Consider the following 20,090-nt stretch of genomic DNA (forward strand, 5'->3'; position numbering starts at 1 on the left):
CCTCCTCTTATTTAATTATCTATTTAGTTTATCATGACTTTTCCTGACTGGTTAGCAGGAATGTTAACATATAAAACCTTAGCCTTATTATCATAGAAATAAGAGCCTGATTTTTTGTTAAGTTCTGCTATGCTATTAACCTTAGTATACTTTTTAGATTTATTTTGAACTTTAGATGGATTTTTATTTATTCCATTTAATTTTAATGTATAATTTGTAAGTTTAGAATCCTTATAGTTTTTTGTCTTCTTTTCCTGCATGAATTCTATCTTATTACCTTTTTTTGCTACTGTGAAGTTTGTTATATTAAACTCTTCACTTTCCTTGTAATCTAAGGTATTATTATCATCTTCATAAAATGAATATTCAGCCTTTCCGTCAAGGTAAGTATCAAGTACAAGGTTAGTTAATGGTTTTTCATCTGTTTTCTGCTGAACTTCACGGGTCGGAATTATGGAATTCGCCTTAACATAAAGAGGCATAGTTCCTAAATCAGCTTTACGTGTAATAGTTTGTCCACCATTAAACTTTTCTCCTGTCCAATAATCAACCCAATTTGTACCCTTTGGAAGATATACACTTCTGGATGTTTGTCCTTCTTTTACTATTGGTGCTGACATAATTGAGCTTCCAAACATAAATTGGTCAGCTATATTATAGGTGTTTTTATCTTCTTGGAACTGGTAAACAAGAGGCTGCTGTACAGGTGCTCCTGTCTTTGAAGCGTCTACAAATGCATTATAAAGATATGGAAGAAGTTGATATCTTAAATTAATGTACTTACGGCTTATGTCTTCAACTTCCTTTCCAAATACCCATGGTTCCTGTCCAGATGCAGATGCTTTTGAATCACTGTCATAATGAACACGTGCAAATGGTAAAAGTGCTCCTACTTGGATCCATCTTGCAAATAATTCTGGTGTTGGACGCTGAGCAAATCCTCCGATATCATTTCCAACAAATGGCTGACCTGATAATCCTACATTTGCATTCATAGGAATTGACATTTGAAGATGTTCCCAATTACTTACGTTATCTCCTGTCCAAAGAGCCGCATAACGCTGCGTACCAGCATACATATCACGAGTCAATACAAATGGTCTTTGATTTGGCTTGTTCTCTTTAGCTCCATTGTAAGTTGCCACGGCTTCATCATGTCCATATAAATTATGATACTCAGCATGTGTCTTTTCATTGTCTCCCTCACCAAACTTTATATCAAGTGGCATTGTATGATTTGGACCATTAAATACAGCTGGCTCATTCATATCATTCCAAATTCCGTCAAATCCTGCATTATATAGAGGGTTTAAATTTTTCCCCCACCAATTACGAACATCATACTTTGAAAAATCAGGGAATGCGGAATTTCCTGGCCATACTTCACCATTGTAAACAGAACCATCAGGATTTTTTGCAAAATAGTCCTTAGCAATACCTTCCTTATAGGTTTCGTTATTCTCATCAACTTTTACAGCTGGATCATTAATTGCTATTGCACGGAAACCCTGCTGTTTCAATTTCTTTAAGGCTCCAAGATAATCCTTATCCTTGTTCCATGTAAATACCCTGTATCCATCCATATAATCAATGTCAAAATGCATTGTATCTAATGGAATTTTCTTTTCACGGTAAGTATTAGCTACATCTACTAATTCTTCTGGTGTATATCCCCACTTACTTTGATGTAAACCAAGTGTCCATTGAGCTGGTCTTTCCATCTTACCTGTAAGTTCAGTATATCTATCCAATACATCTTCTACTTCCGGACCATTCATGAAATAATAAGTAAGTTGTCCAGAATTGGCATAGAAATAGTAGTAATCATCGCTCTCCTTTGCCATATTGAAATAAGAACGGTTAGCATTGTCCATAAAAATACCATAGGCATTTCCATTTTTCAATCCCATAAAGAATGGAATAGTCGTGTACAGGTATTTTGTATCCTTCGTGTAGGAATATGCGTCTGTGTTCCACATTCCTATTTCTTTACCACGTTGATTAAGGTTAAGACCTGCCTGCTCTCCAAATCCGTAGAAAGCCTCATTTTTATCTGTTTTCTTAAATACGAAAGGTTTGTTATTTTCATAGCCTGAGCCGTATTTCATGTAATCCTCATTAATTACATTACCGGCTTTATCAAGAAATTTTACACCAAACTTTTTTTTATTTATTTTAACAGTTATTTCACTTGTTGTAATTATGTATTCATTATCTGAATCTTGTGTTTTAAACTTAGGTGTCTTCCAATCCTTTTTTGCTATCCCCTGGGAAACAGTTTCACTTTGTCCTTTTTTCACTAGGGATACTTTAGCTAAATCATTATCAAGAACTCTAATATAAGCATCATAACTTCCCAGGTCAAACTTAACTCCATTATTCAATTTTTTAATAGCTTTAACTGTCAATGTCTGCTTAATATTTTGCTTTACTAAAGGTGTGTCCGGTTCCGGTTGTGTTACAGCAAATATAATTTGCGAACTTGAAGTTAAGGCAATGGATATTGCCAACAATGTAGAAATTAAAATCTTTGATATTTTTTTATACTTCATAATTTTCACCTCATACTTTATTTTGAACCCTTACAATTAAATTTATAATATTATTCCCAACTGTTTACTACAATTAACAATTACATTAATTGCAATATTTATATCAAAGGCACCTGCAGACACCTAAAATAGCTACTCAAATTTTGTTCCATTCTATTTCATAAAATACTTCATATATGTTATCTTTTCATATTTAACTCTGGTTTCTGTACCCATGCCTAGTGTAAAGATAACCTTATATTAATCGCTGGTCCTGCTGTCGAATTCTGTAACATTTTGCGCTCTTATATAATTATATATATTTATCTACAATTGTCAACATTTTCTGCGTATATATTTTTAATATTTTTATATAAATAATCAAAAAAGTAAAACAAACTGTAAACAATCCAGTAAAGCGAGCTTACTAATGCAAATTTACAGATTCACTGTATTATAGAAGTTCTCCAAATACAAAAAGAGCACCAATGGCTACTGTTCTAGCCATTAATGCTCTTTCTAGTACTCTTTCTCATCACTAAAATCGGTTAAAACAGAATTTTCACCGATTTTAAACTTTCCAAAAGAAGCCTTAGTAAAGAAATACCCATTTATTAATTGATTTTTTAAACTTCTCCATCGACTAGCTGTTTAAAATTTATACTTTCTAATTCTGCATTTAATTTTTTTTGTACTTTTGTCATAGCTCTATGTATAACACATACACCACTTCTATTCAAATTACAAAAATCCGGTTCAATTACACATCTATTAACACATACAAGTCCGTCTATTGCTTCTATAACATCTTTTAAGGTTATTTGTTCTGGCAATTTATTTATAGCATATCCTCCCTTGACTCCCCTATACGATCTTAGAATATCTACTTGTGTAAGTTTTCTTAAAAGTTTTAATAGAAATCTTAAGGGTATGCCCTCTTTTTCTGAAATTGCTTTTGCTTCTATTTTTTCCCCGTAGCCTAATTTACATAAGTGAAGTACTACTCTAAGTCCGTAATCTGCTTCTTGTGTTATTTTCATATTATATTTCTCCTTAAATCATCATCTGCGATACTGCAATATTAACGACTTCAAAAGGAGATTTAGACTCCTTCGAAGTTTTCTATTTGTTATAGCATGTAACTACTACTTATAAAAGTAGGATTCTTTCCTTCTGAAATGTCATTAAAGTATACTCATTTGGTATGGATTTAAGTTTAAGACTTTTACCCTGTTTTGTCAATGGGGTTTTTATGGATTTTCACATTTAAATTACATGTAACCTTCGCCAAAATTAATATTAACATGTACATCAAAAGGGACCTGTCCACGAATTTCATCCATGATTAGGTCCCAAATTTATGTTTTTCTGAAATTACTTCATCGACTCGATAATGCTATCCGCAACCGAATCCATTAAATCAACATCATCTTCCTTCATAGTAGAGTTCAATGACATCTCATTGTCTAAAATAGTCATTTCTTTCATCTCATCCAATAGTTCACGCATCAATTTGCCTGATTGAGGAGCCCATGAGCCATTTTCTATAAGAGTGAAAGTACGTTTTTGAAGATTTAATGCCTTCATATCCATTATATAATTCAGCATAGGTGGATAAATCTTCAAATTGTAGGTTACGCAGGCAAGAACCACATGACTATATTTAAATGTCTCAGAAATTAAATAGGAGACATTGGTTTTTGAAACATCATACATAACCACATTCGTCATTCCCTTTTCTACAAGTCTTGTTGCTAGGTCACTTGCAGCCGCCTCCGTATTGCCGTACATTGTTCCATAAACAATCATTACGCCATTTTCTTCAGGTTCATACCTACTCCACTTGTCGTACTTATCTAACAAGTACCCCAAATCATTATGCCATACTGGTCCATGTAACGGACAAATAATTTTGATGTCAATAGTACCCGCTTTCCTCAAAAGATCCTGAACATGAGGACCATACTTTCCTACAATGTTTGTATAGTACCTTCTGGCATCATCAATCCAATCGCGATCAAAGTTCACCTCATCATTAAACAGCTGACCATCCAGTGACCCGAAAGAACCGAAGGCATCAGCTGAAAATAATACACCATTATAAGTATCAAATGTTACCATAGCTTCTGGCCAATGTACCATTGGAGCTGCTACAAATGCAACCACATGTTTTCCAAATGACATTGTATCTCCTTCTTTAACTTCCTCTATCTTGCCATCAATAGCGAAACCGAACTGATGCATAAATAAAGAAGCTTTTTCAGTGCATACAATTTTCACCTCAGGATAACGAAGAATAATCTCTTCAATGCATGCTGCATGGTCAGGCTCCATGTGATTAATTACCATATAATCTAAAGGTTTGCCTTTTAATATTGATTGAATATTCTCAATGAACTGACGGCAAATTGACCAGTCTACTGTATCAAAGAGCACTGTCTTCTCGTCCATTAGTAAATATGAGTTATAAGAAACGCCTCTTGGAATTGGATGAATGTTTTCGAAAAGGGCAAGGCGACGATCGCTTCCACCAACCCAATAAAGATCCTCAGTTATATTTCTAACACAATACATATATATAATCCTCCTTTATACTAAAACACGTTATTATATTTAATTATTATAAAAATTAGACTTCTATAAACATATCTTTTTCTTCACCACAAGCAGGGCAAGTCCAGTCTTCAGGTATGTTTTCAAATAGAGTTCCGGAATTTACTTCGCCTTCTGAATCACCCATGCCAGGATCGTATTCATAACCGCATCCGTTACATACATAATGTTTCCAAGTTTGAACAATTTTTTTAGGAGCAGTTGACTTCATCTTCACCATTGGTGGAGCATCTTTCTTTGCCTGTCCATTATCTAAAGCAGCAGTAAGTAATGGTAATATCTCCATTAAATCACCAACGATACCATAATCAGAGTTCTTAAAAATTTTCGCTTTGGAATCGATATTTATAGCAACTATTGTAGCAGCATCCTTTATGCCCTTCAAATGCTGACCTGCACCTGAAATTCCACAAGCAATATAAAGATTCCCTTTGAATTTTTGACCAGACATACCAACATAACGGTTCAGCGGTAAATATTTAAGTGTTTCAGCTACTGGACGCGAAGAACCTATAGCTGCACCAGCTTGAACTGCCAAGTCTTCTATAAGTTGCATATTCTTCTTTTCGCCTATACCTAGTCCTACACTTACAACTCTTTCAGCCTTAGTTATAGGAGTGTCCATTGGAATTCCAACTGTAAAATCATATTTATCTGCCTTAAGAGCTTCCACAAGTGCATTTACTTTTTCACTGGCAGTTCCTTCCTTGAAAATCACTTTCTTACGATAACCTGTTGCAGGCCCACGTTTAGTAGCTTTACCTGTGTTCTCTTTTTTCGGCATCCTACCTATGATGTGAGCAGCAATAACCACACGTTGAATCTCATTAGTCCCTTCATATATTGTACAAATTTTAGCATCTCTGTAAGCACGCTCAACTTCCATGCCTTTCAAATATCCGTTTCCACCAAATATTTGAAGAGCATCATTTACAATCTCAAGGCAAACATCTGAAGCATATTGTTTCGCCATAGCAGCTTCCATACTGTAACTCTCATGATTTTCTTTAAGCTCTGCCGCACTGTAAATAAGTAATCTAGCTGCTCTAAGTTTTGTCGCCATATCTGCCAACTTAAAAGAGATAATCTGTTGCTGACATATAGGTTTGCCAAATTGAACTCTTTCTTTTGAGTACTCTAAAGCATTTTCATAAGCCCCTTGAGCTATTCCTAGAGCCTGAGCTGCAATACCAATACGACCACCATCCAAAGTTGCCATAGCAATCTTGAACCCGTCACCCTCATTACCTAGTAGATTCTCCTTAGGGATTCTCACGTCATTGAATACAAGCTCTGCAGTTGCAGATGATCTAATACCCATCTTGTCGTAATGTTGTCCAAAACTAAAGCCTTCTGTGTCTTTTTCCACAATAAATGCACTTATACCACGAACACCTATATCCGGCGTAGTAATTGCAAAAACAACGTAAATATCAGCCACACCAGCATTTGTGATAAAGATTTTTTCACCATTCAAAATGTAATTATCACCATCCAGTACTGCAGTGGTTTCCGTACCACCAGCATCACTACCAGCATTTTCTTCGGTAAGACCGAATGCACCAATTTTCTCTCCCTTTGCTAGTGGCACCAAGTATTTTTGTTTCTGCTCCTCTGTTCCATAGGCATAAATTGGGTATGCACCCAAAGATGTATGCGCGGAAAGAATTACTCCTGTACCACCGTCCACTCTTGATAATTCCTCAACTGCTATAGCATAGCTTATTACGTCCAGACCTGCTCCACCATACTCTTTTGGATATGGAATCCCCATCATCCCCATATCAGCCAACTTATTAATTGCGTCCATTGGGAATTTATTTTCTTGGTCTAACATAAATGCAATAGGTTTAACTTCCTCCTGCGCAAACTCTCTAATTTTTGTCCTCAAATTTTCATGTTGCTCCATAGTTTTAAAAAACATTAATATACCTCCCTTTTCTTAATGCGGTTTCATGAATGTGGTTTTGTGAAATCTGCAAAATCACAACATTGAACTGCCGCAAACAAAACTCATCAAACTCAGGTGACTCCGCCAATTCTTTTTCACCTTTGGAATCCATATAATCAATATGTTTTACTACACCAACAATATTTGTAAACGTCTTCCTTAAAAGTATACCTAAAGGGTATACTTTTATTGTATACCTAATAAGTATACATTACAAGTTTAACTCAAACTTTTCTTACTGCTCTTCAAGGGGCTTTATTACTACTGGCAACCGCTATATCTGCATGCGTAAATCCTACAACTGCTTTTTCATATATATTGGGCTCCCTTAAATTTTAATTAGTACAAGAAACAATTTTTGTTTAATTATTATTTTTCTTTTATAATTTTATTTATCAAATAACAGTTATTATCTATAATGTAACTCTACTTTCCTGTTTTTTCAATATTGATTTTAGGCTCTATACTTAAATAAGATATACCATACCCATGTTTGCTTTAATATTAACAAAATTTCGCAAATATTCGATGATAATAAAAAAAACAGCAAAACCTCATTACAAAGTTTTGCTATCTTTTTTTAATTCTATCCTATACTTTCGTCGCTTTCAGCTGAATTTCCTAAAAGATCCTGTTCTCTAAATAAGCTTGAAACTGCTTCATCGTAATCGTATAATCTTTCTGATTTCTTAATTTTTTTTGCATACTTTACATTATCAGAAAACACCGGAATCATGTAAGACCATAATTCTTTCATTTTAAACAAGACATTCCTATCTCCAAAGAGTATTTTTTTATAGTCTTCATAAATTTTATCATGAAAGTCTTTCAATATTTTTTTGTCAAGTTTGATATTATCTGTAATATAGCTGCTGAGTCCAGGATTAGCTAATAATCCCCTGCCAATCATTAAAGTATTTACACTAGGGAAAGCAGCGGAAAACTCCTTGTAATCTTCGATTGTAAAAATGTCACCATTATAGCAAACAGGATTTTTACTTGAAACTAAAGCTTGCTTAAAGATTTTCAGATTAGGTTTATTTTTATAAAAATCTTTTTGCGTCCTTGGATGAATAATAAGCTCTTCTATAGGGTATTTATTAAATATTTCGATTAAATCATAAAATTCTTCCGGCTTATCTTTTCCTATCCTGGTTTTCAATGAGATTTTTGTTATAGACTCAGAAAAGATTTCCTCTAAAAACACATCAAGTTCTTCTCTTTTCGAAAGAAATCCCGATCCTCTATTTTTTGAAACTACAGTTCTAGAAGGACATCCTAAATTTAAATTGATCTCATTATATCCCAGCATCTTTATTTTCTTTGAAGTATGAATAAAATCTTTTGCATTATTGGTTAGTAATTGTGGAATCAAAACTAGTCCTTGATTATTTTCAGGCAAAATATCATTTAATTCCCGAGTTTTAAAACTTTCACTTTGATTTGCAGTAATAAAAGGTGAAAAGTATTTATCTATATTATTGAAAAAAGCATTATGGGCATTTCTATAAATGTACCCAGTCAAACCTTCCATAGGTGCGAAATAAAAATTCATATATTCAATAACTCCTTTATTTACGTAGTTCCCTTTTGTTCGTACAATTTTTTCACTTTATTATACCATGTTTATTTAGATTTGAATATTATTGATGAGGTAGCCGTATAAGCAGACTTGAAGAAAAAAGCTAATTTACACCTTTTCCCTGACCTTTGGGGCCCTGAAATCATATTTTTTTTGCAAAAAAGACTGCTACACTAATTTCTTAGTGTAGCAGCCCTTTTGTATTAGAAATTTATTTTTTTATATAGTGACAATTAACGTCGATATGGTTTAAGAACAACAATAATCTTTCATAAAGTGGTTGAACTTTATCACCATACTTTGCTTCTAGACTTTCTCCAATATCTTTTACAGTTTTCTTGCCATCTATCTGTAAAAGCACACAACTTCCATATTCATCCAAAGAAGTTTTTTTATACTCTGGAATTCTGAATTTAAGTTTTCTAAAGAACTTTTGAAACTTATGATCTTGTTTTTCAAGTATAGTCACAATATTTCCTTTATCTACTTCATATTGAAAATTGTCAGATATTTCATATATTATATTTAAAACGTCTTCGTTATTGCTTAGCATTTTTTACCTTACTTTTTACTATAGGCATTATAGTAGCTACTATTAGAACTACTAATATTATAATTGCCATTCCATTAGAAGCAGTAAATCCACTTGGTGCATTATCCTTAAAAAACTTAAATCGAAGTATTATACCTATAAGACCTATTATAGAACCACCTGCAACAAGTCCAGAAGATAAACTTATACCATTAGAAACTTTAGCTTCTTTTTCTTTTTCAGATTTAGAAGTTTTTTCTATAAATAAACGAACTAATGCTCCTATTAATATTATAGAAGTTGTAGCTATCGGTAAATAGAATCCTATAGCTACTGTCATTACAGGAAGTTTTAATAAATATAAAACAATTCCCATAGCAATACCAACAATGATCATAACCCAAGGTAATTCACCTGACATTATACCAGCAGTTAATGTTGCCATTAAGTTAGCTTGAGGTAGTGCAAATTGGACATTATCACCAGTTATTGCAAGTTGACTTGAAAGTAATAATATAGTACCAATAACTACTACAACACCAATCACGCCAGATATAACATAGTACTTATCCATTTCATTTTTGTTACCGCCTACTATGAAAGTAACCTTTTGCGATTGAGCATAACCTGCAGCTACAGATATAGCCGTAACTATAAATGTACCAAATAAAAGTAATGTTTTGTTGTTTTCAGGATTTTTCCATCCCATCCCAACGAATAATAAGGTTACAACAACTATAGAAGCTATAGTCATACCGGATACAGGAAGGTTTGAAGTTCCTATGGTACCAGTTAAACGACCAGCAACTATAACAAATAATAATGATAAGAATAATGATAAAATAGAAGCAACTATAGCCATTACTATATTACCACCAGATACCATAAAACCACCTATGAAACATACTACCACTCCACCAAGTAATATTAGGTTTCCAATAGATGAGCCACTACCACTATTTGACTCCTTAGCATTCATAGTTTCTTTTATAGATGCTATTATAGTAGGTATAAGTTTTATAGCACCTATTAAACCACCAGAAAGCATCATACCAGCACCAATATATTTTACATAACTACCAGCGATATGTTTAACTTGCATAGTGTTTATAGCAACACTCGGATCATTCCATACAGTTACACCATCTTTTGCAAGACTTGAGAAGTAACCTATTAAAGGCATAATACCGAAGTTAGATAATATAGAACCAGCAAACATAGCTACAGAAACCTCTAAACCAACTATGAATCCTATACCTAATAATAGAGGGTTAACTTCAACTTCAAATTTCCACTTGTAGAAGGTTTCGTTTACATAACTTATACTGTTATTAACTACATTCAAAAATGAACTAGTTAAAACAGTTATAATACCACCTATTCCGAATCCTATTCCCATGAACTTCATTGCCTCTCCAGCACCTTCTGAAGCAACAAGTGTTTCAGATATAGCCATTGACTCAGGATACATTAATTTACCGTGTTCTTCAACCATTAAGTAATTGTAAACAAGAGAAGCTCCTCCAATACCGAATAAAACTCCACCTACACCAACAGCAAAACCTTCTAAGAAAGTAATTTTGGAACCTATTAATAGAATTGCTGGTAAAACGAATATTATACCACTAGCAACAGATTCTCCACCGCTTGCCATACCTTGAACTAAGTTTTTGCCAAGGATACCCTTTTTCTTAGCAAATGCAGCTATAAATGCAGAACCTATTATAGAACCTGGTATACCAGCTGCAACTGTAAGCCCTGATTTCATACCTGAATAGGCAGTTGATGCTGCAAATACTACAGCTAAAATAATACCGATTATTAATACGGCAACGTTTCCACCAGATTTAGAACCACTGGAAATGTAGGGAACGTAGTCTTTACCATCTACACCACCATATGCATTTTTTGATAACTTATTATCCATAAGTCATACCTCCTTTTGTATTTTATATATTATATATTATAACACGATTTCGACATAAAACGATTTTTCTCAATTTTGCGAATAAAGATATTTACTTATTTAGTAATTTGCAATAGTTCTAATAATTATACAATTAATCTTTCACAATTCTAACCTAGCTAAAATACTTAAAACCCCTCGACATTCGTCGAGGGGTTCACTGGTGGAGGCTAAGCCTGCTCATCTCATTTATTATTTTAAACTATTCGATACTCCTCTGAAGAAATTTCCAATAGAATCACACACACCTGCGAACCAACTTTTAGTCTTATCACTTTCTAATGTATTTTTCATCGTACTAGCTACACCCTCAAGCTGTCCTTTTACTTTACTGTAATCCAAGTTTAATTTATTTACATTTGTCATTAATCCAACAATAGTACTTACATCATCTTTAGACAAATCGTAATTGTAATTATTCGTTACATTTTTTACTATTTTTGTTATACCTTTCTCATTCTTAGGTTTATCTTTTATAACTTCACTCTTTACTTCATTAATTAATCCCGCAGCTTTATCTTGTCCAATTTTTTCACCTAGTTTGCCTGTAACTGCCACCTCTTCATTAGCGGTTTTCTTTGTACTTTCATCTAATTTCTTACCGTCTTTACTATTTTCGAATCCCTTTAGTATGCCAGTCATAGCTGCCGTACCTGATACAGTGAATGGTGCAGAAACTTTAACATTAGCATTCTCAATTCCTGCTGTAATTAAGGCATTCTTTATCATACTATCATTTACCCAAGTTACATTGTTTGTGTTCACTACTAACCCACCAGTATTTGTTGGCTCAATATAGGAACATGATATGGCCTTATTACCCAATTGAGCTCTAGATACTGTATCTCCCAGATATTTCTTTTCCTCATTAGCTGTAACTTCAACAATACTCGCACTATTCCTATCTACATCAAAATACTTTAGCATGTCTTGTTTCTGTTGATTCGTCAAATCATACCCTATAGTAACACTCTTGTATGAATCAGCATATGCATTGTTTATAGGTGTTGCAAGCAAACTTGCTGTTAACACTAAACCTAATACTAATTTCTTATTCATTAAACAATACCTCCATATTCCACATTATTTTACTGTTGTGACTTAAATATATTATAACCCAAATTATATTAATTTGGTAAATGACTTTTTTTGCTGTTAAATTGTATGAACTATAGATACCCAGTAGTTTAGCTTGAAACCCTTTCATTTTCACCCAAAAAACAATGAAAACCCTTAAAATCAAGGGTCTTCTATTGCATAAATTTTTAAATTTTCTTATGTAGAGGAGAAGCCTACCTAACTATATCACTATCCATTGAAAGAAGTGAATTATATAAATAAAAAGTAATTTTATCTAAATTGCAATAATTATACCTACAATTAATGCACTTAATACACTTACACAGAAACCACCTATCATTCCTCTAAAAGCAAGTTTTGATAGTTGTCCTCTCTTATCTGGACAGAATACTGATATTCCTGATACACAGATTCCCATACTTGATATATTTGCAAAACCTGCTAATGATACTGAAAGCATAAGTCCTGTTCTATAATCTAAGGTGCTTATTACTTTACCAAGTTGTCCAAATGCTACAAACTCATTTAATGCCATCTTACTTCCGAGTAATTGCCCTGCAAGTAATACTTTATCATTTGGAACACCCATTAAATAACCTATTGGTGCAAATGCATATCCCAGTATTCCTTCCAGTGATACTCCAAACATTCCAAGAAACCCATTAAGCATTGCAACTAGTGCTACTATTGCTATAAGAACTGCACCAATTCCGAGAGCCATATTAAGTCCTGCAGATGCTCCTTCTGAAATAGCTGATATTAAGTTTTCATTATCACCCTTGTTATCTATTTTCAAATTATCTATTCCACTGGCTACTTCTACCTCTGGAATCAACATTTTAGAGATAATTATACTTCCCAGGGGCACTAATGTACTACCAATTAAAAGATATTCCATAGGTATTCCAAGACCAACATATCCCATTATTACACTAACAGACATACTACCCATACCTGATATAAGCACTAACATTATTTCACTTTCAGTCATTTTAGGTAAATACTTGCTTACAAGTAATGGTGAATCTGTTTGCCCTAAAAACATATTCGCTACTGCCACAAAACTTTCTACTTTGCTTGTCCCAATAACCTTCCCTATTGCTCCACCTATTATTTTAACTACAAACCCTAAAATTCCTAGATAAAACAAAGCTGAAACCAATGCTGATACAAATATTATGTTACCTAATACTTGTATACCAAATATCATACCTGTTGGTGCACTGCCGTTTGCTAATGATCCAAATACAAAGTTTAACCCCTGGCTGCCATAGTTTAAGACATTACTAACCCCATCTGATACATTTTGTATAACTATTTTTCCCAATGGAACTTTAACTAATAATAACGCCACTACAACTTGTATAACAAATGCTTTAGCAATCAGTTTTTTATTAATATTGGCCTTATTATTTGATATTAGATATAAAACACCAAATAATATTACAATTCCCAATAAGTTTCTTATTATTATCATAAACTACCCCTCCACTTTTTAACACTTATCTTTAGATTATTTTATTAAACTCATGAAACTTTCCCCAAGTTCAAGGTTATATTCTTTATTAGTATCATTGAAATTATCTAAAATACTTATGCCCATATCTGCCATACTTTTAAGTACTGGTAGCTCTCCTGATTCCTTAAGTGAAGGACTGTAAATAAGAACCGGCACATGTTCTCTTGTATGATCAGTACCAGGTAAAGTTGGATCATTTCCATGATCTGCTGTTATTATTAGAAGATCATCGGAATTAAGTTCATCCATTAACTCACCTAAACGAATATCAAATTCTTCTAATGCTGTCTTATACCCTTCAACATCTCTTCTATGACCATACAAAGAATCGAAATCCACTAAATTTAAGAATATTAATCCCTCATATAAATTGCTACGAGCTATTTCAATAGTTTTTAAAATACCATCATCATTACTCTTAGTTTTTTCACTGTGAGTAATTCCTTTATAAGAAAATATATCCCCGATTTTACCTAGTGCTACAACATCCAACCCCATTTCTGATATTCCATCTAAAATTGTTTTATTTGGTGGCTCTAAAGCTAAATCCTTTCTATTTGAAGTACGTTTAAAGTTATCCTTATTAGTTCCTATAAATGGTCTAGCTATTATTCTACAAACCCTATATTCTTCTTTTAATGTAATTTCTCTGGCAATAGTACAAACTCTATATAATTCTTCTAAAGGTATTATTTCTTCGTTAGCTGCAATTTGAAGAACACTATCTGCAGATGTATATAAAATCAAGCTTTTAGTTTTTAAATGTTCTCCTCCTAAATCTTTTAGTATTTCTGTTCCTGAAGCAGACATATTTCCAATAAACTTATGACCTGTTTTCTCTTGGAGTTCAGCTATTAACTCTTTGGGGAATCCTGTTTCAGTGAAGGTTTTAAATGGTTTTTGCGTATGTAATCCTACCATTTCCCAGTGGCCTGTTATTGTATCCTTACCATTAGATACTTCCTTTGACTTGGTGAAATATCCTAATGGTTTTTGATTTTTATCTACACCCTTAATTGATGCAATATTCCCAATTCCTAATTTTTGAAGATTTCTTAAAGTAAGTCCTCCTGTTTTATTAGCTATATTGCAAATAGTATTAGCTCCTTGATCTCCGTACTCCTTTGCATCATCTAATTCACCAATACCAACTGAATCTAAAACTATTAAAAATACTCTTTTATATTTACTCATACTATAAATCTCCTTACTCTTATATGATTTTATTAATTATTGATACTTTATTTGGTTTCTTACCTTGAATATCATATGCTTCTAATAAAATCACTTCTGCTTTTGCAAACAAGTCTTCCTTACTAGAATATAATGTAGCAAGTACATCGCCTTTTTTAACATAACTTCCCATTTTTATTTTTAAAACAATTCCTGCACCATGATCTATATCATCAGCCTTTGTCTCTCTTCCTGCTCCAGTAATTAATGATGATATACCCACTTTTTCTGCGTTTAAATCAAATACATATCCTTCTTTAGGTGACTTAACTTCATGCTTAAGTGGTGATATGGTAAATTTCTTTGGATCATCTATAACACTTGGATCTCCACCTTGATTTACAACTAATTCTCTTAATTTTGAAAGAGCTTTTCCGTTAGCTAATAATTCTTTAAGCAGTTTTTTTCCTTTTTGAACATCATTTTCTATATTCCCCAGTTTAAGCATCTGAGCTCCAAGTTCTAGACATAACTCTCTTAAATCATCTGGACCTCTACCACTTAACACTTCAATAACTTCTTGAATTTCAAGTGCATTACCTACTGAGTATCCTAAAGGTTCTCCCATTAATGTAATTGCCGCGGAGGTATTACGTCCTAAACTTTCACCTATATTAACCATAGCCCTTGCTAATTTTTCTGCATCTTCTGCGGTCTTCATAAATGCTCCTTCACCGTACTTAACATCTAAAAGAATTGCATCTGATCCTGAAGCTATTTTTTTGCTCATAATACTTGCTGCTATAAGAGGTATGCTGTCAACCGTAGCCGTTACATCTCTTAAAGCATAAATCTTTTTATCTGCTGGCACAAGATTTTGAGTTTGACCTGCTATTACAAGTCCTGCATTTTTAACTAATTCTTTAAACTTATCTTCATCTACCTCTATATTAAAACCTGGAATAGATTCTAATTTGTCTAAAGTTCCACCAGTATGTCCAAGTCCTCTTCCTGATAATTTGGCAACCTTACCACCCGCTGCTGCTACCATTGGTATTAATATAAGAGAAGTCTTATCTCCAACCCCGCCAGTACTATGTTTATCAAGCTTAATTCCATCTATCATTGTAAGGTCTATTACATCTCCTGAATTAACCATTGCCATAGTAAGATTTGATGTTTCTATATCTGTAAACCCATTTAAATATATTGCCATTAGTAAAGCTGAAGCTTGGTAATCGGTTACTTCTCCGCTAACATAATTTTCGATAAAAAAATCAATTTCCTCTTTAGATAATTCCTTATGATCTCTCTTATTTTTGATAATATCATACATTCTCATTTTAAAATCTCTCCCTTTATTTATACTTATTATTTTTTAATTTCCCACCTCTCTAGCTCGTTTGCAGTTGATGGGATAATAATTTTTTTATTAATAATTTTACTTTTTATGTTTTCTACTCTTTGTATTATTTCTTCAGATAACACTACATTAGATCCTTCTCTAGCTCCACGAAGTACATCTTCCTTCATATCATATTCATGAACCCCAGGATTAAAATTTCCGGATTTCATATCTTTAATTTCCTTAAATAATATATTATCAATATCTCTTCTTGCTGTTGCCACAATGTGATTAGGGTCATATAAATTCTGATTTCCATCAACACCAAAAGCATATTTATCAGCTTCATTTGCTGCTGCAAATACTCCAAGACCAGCTGAACCTGCTAAGTGCTGTATGAAGCTTGCTCCCTTGCCATATAAGAGTAATGATAGTTCTTTTGTCTTTGAGTATGATGAAAAATCATTAACAACTGCGGATATAACTTTTGCATTTGGATTTACATATTTGACTCCTGCCTCAAACGCCACAGCCGCTTCTCTAAGTTGACTACTCTCTATGCCAAGTATTACGCCCGCAACATTTTTTTTCGAAACCTTATCCATGCCACTTAACATTGAAAGGCCTGCTATGGAACCATTTAAGAAAACTTGTTCTGTCCATTTTTCATATATAGAAACCACGTTAGGTAGCGTAACTCTTGAATCACATGTTATAAATTTTTGCTTTGGAAAATCTTTAGATACCTTTTCTACACCATCTACTTGTTCTGAATCAACTGTAATTATTAGAACATACTCTTCATTTTCTGCACATTTCCTAATTACAGCTTCATACTCCTTGGATGATTTAGGTTCACAGTAATCAAATTCTATTCCTAGTTCCTCTTGTGCCTTTAGTACACCTTCATAGCACAAATCGTTATAGGACTTGTCCCCTAAACCAACAGAACTAAAAATGATTGCTATTTTCTCGCTCTTACCTTTGGTCTTAAAACAGCCTGTTGTCATTGATATAACTAAACACAATAATATAAGAATTGAAACTACTCTTTTGCTTTTTTTCATTATTTCCTCCTATGACGCTTCATAGGCGAGCAGGTATTTTTAAACTTGTCCCCTGCAACACTTATAGTATATTAAACATTGAGATTATTTTAAATGAAGTTTTTTGATAACCTTTACAAGGATTTTGATTTTCTGTTGAACAATATTGACATTTTAAAATTATATTGATATATCTATTATTAGTACCTATCATCTTCTGGAGAAACATCTTTGTATTTTTTGTAACTTTTAGAAAAATACCCTGTATTAACATATCCTACCTCACTAGCTATTTCAGCTATCTTCTTATCAGTATTCTTTAAAAGGTACTCAGCCTTTTTCATTCTATAATTTGTAAGATATGTACTAAAGTTTTCTCCTACCTCTTCCTTAAACAATCTTGAAAAATACTCGTGTGATATGTATACGTGCCTTGAGATATCCCCCAGTGAAATATGCTCCTTATAATTCTCATATATATAATCCATAGCGCTGTTAATTGTTTTTGAATATTTATTTCCTATTTTTTCTTCACATTTATTTATATCTACAACCTCAATACAAGCGCCTCCACTAGAAGTACCTTCAATACTCTTGTCCAATTTTACTAGCAATTCGCTTATATCCTTGGTCCTTATATCTGATTTTATAAGATATTCATAAACTCCATAGCTAATAGCTTTTTTTGCATATGAAAACTCTTCAAAGTTAGTTAATAAGATAACTACTACATCATTCATTACCTTCTTTATTTCTCTAGTAAACTCTAGTCCATCCATTATAGGCATGCCTATATCTGTGAAAATCACATCTGGTTTTAGCTTCAGTGCAAGCAAGTATCCCTCTTTTCCATTTGATGCAGCTACTACATTATAATTCTTAGATAAATTTGAAATAGTATATACAATCCACTCTCTTATTGGTGCTTCATCCTCAATTACTAATATGTTTAACATCATTACTCCTCCTTTCTTGGCAATACAAAAATCACTTTTGTCCCTTTTCCTTCAATACTATTTATACTTAATCCATAATTTAATCCATAACTTAGTACTATCCTCTCATGAACATTAATGACGCCTACTCTATTTACTGATCCCTTTTTTTTAAGTACCCTTTCTTTTTTTAGTACCTCATCTATTTTACTTTCAGACATACCTATTCCATTATCCTTTACCACAATTCTTATACAATCATGGCTTCTATAAGCCACTACACTTATAGCCCCCACATTATTTTCTTTTTCCATGCTATATATAATTGCATTTTCTACAATAGGTTGTAATATAAATGATGGAACTTTGTAATTATTTATTTCTTCTTCAATATCACAACTAAAAGTGAACTTACCAGGGTATCCCATTTTTTGTAACTCCACATAGTTTTTAATATTGTGCATTTCTTCTTTTAATGTTATAAACTCATTTGCCTTAGGTAAAAGTGCCCTAAGGAGCTTTGTAACTCTATAAACCATTTCTTCTGCTTCTTCATTCTTATTCATAGAAATTAAAAATCTTATGCTACTCAAAGTATTGTAGAGAAAATGTGGATTTATTTGAGCCTGAAGGAAACTAAGTTCCGCCATTCTCTTTTCCTTCTCTTCCCTCTTGATTTCATCTATATAATAATCTAACTTATTTACCATACTATTAAAAGCATCATAAAGCTCACCTATTTCATCATCTCTTTTATCCTTTATCTCTATTTTTAAGTTACCATCCTTAACTTCCTTCATCTTATTTTTTATATTAAGAATTGGCTTTGTTATCCAAAACGAAAGTTTATAGCTAACTCCAATAGACAGTATAATTAATATTAGTAATACTATTAGTAGTCTTTTAGTTATTTGCATAGCTGGCTGCCTTATAACCTTTAGAGGTAGTTCCTCTATTATTCTCCATCCATCTTCATTTATATCTGAGCTTATTTTCATAAACTCTATATTATCTCTTAAAATAATATTATTCCCTCTATCTTTATCTATAGCATCTTCATAATATTCACCTATAGATCGTTTATCCTTACTAGATATTACCTTTCCATTGCCATCAACTATACAAATATACCTGCCATCACTTAAACTTTCACGATACCTATCGTATAACATCTTTTCACTTATATCTATAATTAAAACCCCTAAAACCTCTCCAGTAATAAGATCCTTTATAGGTCTACCCATTTTAAATATATATTTATAGGGTCCTATTCCGTCCTCATCTTTATAAGTGTTAATAAGTACTGTATTCTCTTTGGAATTAATTATGTCCTTATACCACTGATCATTTTCTATACCCTTAATATCATACTTTGTTTTAGAATATGTGCTATATGTTAGTCCATTTTTCCCTATGACATAAAGTTCAGGTTTCATATTGAACTTAGAATAACTAAAAACCTTATCTATTAATAACCCTTGTACGTATGAATTCATAGATGTAGTACTTTTTTTATCTTTAAGTATAGTGTCATTAGGAATTGATAATATATCTATTAATTTGTTGTTAACAGCAATGTCATCCATTATTGTTTCTACATTGGATAATAAAATTAAGATATTATTTCCTATCCCCCCAAGTACCTGACTATTCATAAGGTACATTTCCTTTTTAACTATCTTATTAGTATCCTTAATAGTCCATATTCCAACTGTGATATAAATTGATAGTAGCAAAGTAAACAGTATACAAAACAGCTTAAATATTATGCTCTTTCTGTTCATTTTCATATTATTTTCCCTTTATAAATCTCAAAA

The 20,090-nt window shown here is 32.6% G+C and carries 15 protein-coding genes; all 15 read right to left on the bottom strand.

The features are described 5' to 3' along the window. Positions 1 to 23: 23 nt before the first annotated feature. A complete protein-coding gene (locus ACREV6_RS24185; protein WP_431580606.1) occupies positions 24 to 2,552 on the bottom strand; it encodes a glycoside hydrolase family 31 protein in 2,529 nt (842 codons plus the stop codon). A gap of 605 nt (positions 2,553 to 3,157) precedes the next feature. After that, a complete protein-coding gene (locus tag ACREV6_RS24190) occupies positions 3,158 to 3,571 on the bottom strand; it encodes an RrF2 family transcriptional regulator (protein WP_431580607.1) in 414 nt (137 codons plus the stop codon). A gap of 334 nt (positions 3,572 to 3,905) precedes the next feature. Continuing rightward, a complete protein-coding gene (locus ACREV6_RS24195) occupies positions 3,906 to 5,105 on the bottom strand; it encodes an FprA family A-type flavoprotein (RefSeq protein WP_431580608.1) in 1,200 nt (399 codons plus the stop codon). 55 nt (positions 5,106 to 5,160) lie between these two features. Continuing rightward, positions 5,161 to 7,068, bottom strand: a complete 1,908-nt coding sequence (locus tag ACREV6_RS24200) for an acyl-CoA dehydrogenase family protein (protein WP_431580609.1) — start codon at positions 7,066 to 7,068, stop codon at positions 5,161 to 5,163. Beyond that, complete coding sequence (locus ACREV6_RS24205) at positions 7,058 to 7,207, bottom strand: hypothetical protein (protein WP_431580610.1); 150 nt, start codon at positions 7,205 to 7,207, stop codon at positions 7,058 to 7,060. Before ACREV6_RS24205 ends, ACREV6_RS24200 begins: the two co-directional genes overlap by 11 nt. 474 nt (positions 7,208 to 7,681) lie before the next feature. After that, the gene (locus ACREV6_RS24210; protein WP_431580611.1) at positions 7,682 to 8,650 is read right to left on the bottom strand and encodes a tRNA dihydrouridine synthase; all 969 of its coding nucleotides are present in this window, start codon (positions 8,648 to 8,650) and stop codon (positions 7,682 to 7,684) included. A gap of 238 nt (positions 8,651 to 8,888) precedes the next feature. Next, positions 8,889 to 9,230 carry a PqqD family protein gene (locus tag ACREV6_RS24215; protein WP_431580612.1) on the bottom strand — a complete coding sequence of 114 codons (342 nt, stop codon included), beginning with the start codon at positions 9,228 to 9,230 and terminating at the stop codon, positions 8,889 to 8,891. Beyond that, positions 9,217 to 11,136, bottom strand: a complete 1,920-nt coding sequence (locus tag ACREV6_RS24220; RefSeq protein WP_431580613.1) for an OPT family oligopeptide transporter — start codon at positions 11,134 to 11,136, stop codon at positions 9,217 to 9,219. The genes ACREV6_RS24215 and ACREV6_RS24220 overlap by 14 nt, the downstream gene beginning before the upstream one ends. A 231-nt stretch (positions 11,137 to 11,367) precedes the next feature. Then, the gene (locus ACREV6_RS24225) at positions 11,368 to 12,234 is read right to left on the bottom strand and encodes a DUF1002 domain-containing protein (protein ID WP_431580614.1); all 867 of its coding nucleotides are present in this window, start codon (positions 12,232 to 12,234) and stop codon (positions 11,368 to 11,370) included. 295 nt (positions 12,235 to 12,529) lie between these two features. Next, entirely contained in the window at positions 12,530 to 13,732 is a 1,203-nt protein-coding gene (locus ACREV6_RS24230) for a NupC/NupG family nucleoside CNT transporter (protein ID WP_431580615.1), read from the bottom strand. Positions 13,733 to 13,768: 36 nt separating this feature from the next. Further along, on the bottom strand, positions 13,769 to 14,968 hold the full coding sequence (locus tag ACREV6_RS24235) for a phosphopentomutase (RefSeq protein ID WP_431580616.1): 1,200 nt from the start codon (positions 14,966 to 14,968) through the stop codon (positions 13,769 to 13,771). Positions 14,969 to 14,987: 19 nt separating this feature from the next. Next, the gene (locus tag ACREV6_RS24240; RefSeq protein ID WP_431580617.1) at positions 14,988 to 16,289 is read right to left on the bottom strand and encodes a pyrimidine-nucleoside phosphorylase; all 1,302 of its coding nucleotides are present in this window, start codon (positions 16,287 to 16,289) and stop codon (positions 14,988 to 14,990) included. Between the two features lie 29 nt (positions 16,290 to 16,318). After that, complete coding sequence (locus ACREV6_RS24245; RefSeq protein WP_431580618.1) at positions 16,319 to 17,359, bottom strand: BMP family ABC transporter substrate-binding protein; 1,041 nt, start codon at positions 17,357 to 17,359, stop codon at positions 16,319 to 16,321. 179 nt (positions 17,360 to 17,538) lie between these two features. Next, the gene (locus tag ACREV6_RS24250; RefSeq protein ID WP_431580619.1) at positions 17,539 to 18,297 is read right to left on the bottom strand and encodes a response regulator transcription factor; all 759 of its coding nucleotides are present in this window, start codon (positions 18,295 to 18,297) and stop codon (positions 17,539 to 17,541) included. Beyond that, positions 18,297 to 20,063, bottom strand: a complete 1,767-nt coding sequence (locus ACREV6_RS24255; RefSeq protein ID WP_431580620.1) for a sensor histidine kinase — start codon at positions 20,061 to 20,063, stop codon at positions 18,297 to 18,299. Before ACREV6_RS24255 ends, ACREV6_RS24250 begins: the two co-directional genes overlap by 1 nt. Between the last annotated feature and the right edge of the window lie 27 nt (positions 20,064 to 20,090).

It is taken from the genome of Clostridium sp., from assembly GCF_050717515.1.
Taxonomy (GTDB): domain Bacteria; phylum Bacillota; class Clostridia; order Clostridiales; family Clostridiaceae; genus Clostridium_AD.

Coding starts and splice junctions, on each gene's coding strand:
- ACREV6_RS24185 (WP_431580606.1), bottom strand. CDS start 2,552: ATGAAGTATAAAAAAATATCAAAGATTTTAATTTCTACATTGTTGGCA.
- ACREV6_RS24190 (WP_431580607.1), bottom strand. CDS start 3,571: ATGAAAATAACACAAGAAGCAGATTACGGACTTAGAGTAGTACTTCAC.
- ACREV6_RS24195 (WP_431580608.1), bottom strand. CDS start 5,105: ATGTATTGTGTTAGAAATATAACTGAGGATCTTTATTGGGTTGGTGGA.
- ACREV6_RS24200 (WP_431580609.1), bottom strand. CDS start 7,068: ATGTTTTTTAAAACTATGGAGCAACATGAAAATTTGAGGACAAAAATT.
- ACREV6_RS24205 (WP_431580610.1), bottom strand. CDS start 7,207: ATGGATTCCAAAGGTGAAAAAGAATTGGCGGAGTCACCTGAGTTTGAT.
- ACREV6_RS24210 (WP_431580611.1), bottom strand. CDS start 8,650: ATGAATTTTTATTTCGCACCTATGGAAGGTTTGACTGGGTACATTTAT.
- ACREV6_RS24215 (WP_431580612.1), bottom strand. CDS start 9,230: ATGCTAAGCAATAACGAAGACGTTTTAAATATAATATATGAAATATCT.
- ACREV6_RS24220 (WP_431580613.1), bottom strand. CDS start 11,136: ATGGATAATAAGTTATCAAAAAATGCATATGGTGGTGTAGATGGTAAA.
- ACREV6_RS24225 (WP_431580614.1), bottom strand. CDS start 12,234: ATGAATAAGAAATTAGTATTAGGTTTAGTGTTAACAGCAAGTTTGCTT.
- ACREV6_RS24230 (WP_431580615.1), bottom strand. CDS start 13,732: ATGATAATAATAAGAAACTTATTGGGAATTGTAATATTATTTGGTGTT.
- ACREV6_RS24235 (WP_431580616.1), bottom strand. CDS start 14,968: ATGAGTAAATATAAAAGAGTATTTTTAATAGTTTTAGATTCAGTTGGT.
- ACREV6_RS24240 (WP_431580617.1), bottom strand. CDS start 16,289: ATGAGAATGTATGATATTATCAAAAATAAGAGAGATCATAAGGAATTA.
- ACREV6_RS24245 (WP_431580618.1), bottom strand. CDS start 17,359: ATGAAAAAAAGCAAAAGAGTAGTTTCAATTCTTATATTATTGTGTTTA.
- ACREV6_RS24250 (WP_431580619.1), bottom strand. CDS start 18,297: ATGATGTTAAACATATTAGTAATTGAGGATGAAGCACCAATAAGAGAG.
- ACREV6_RS24255 (WP_431580620.1), bottom strand. CDS start 20,063: ATGAAAATGAACAGAAAGAGCATAATATTTAAGCTGTTTTGTATACTG.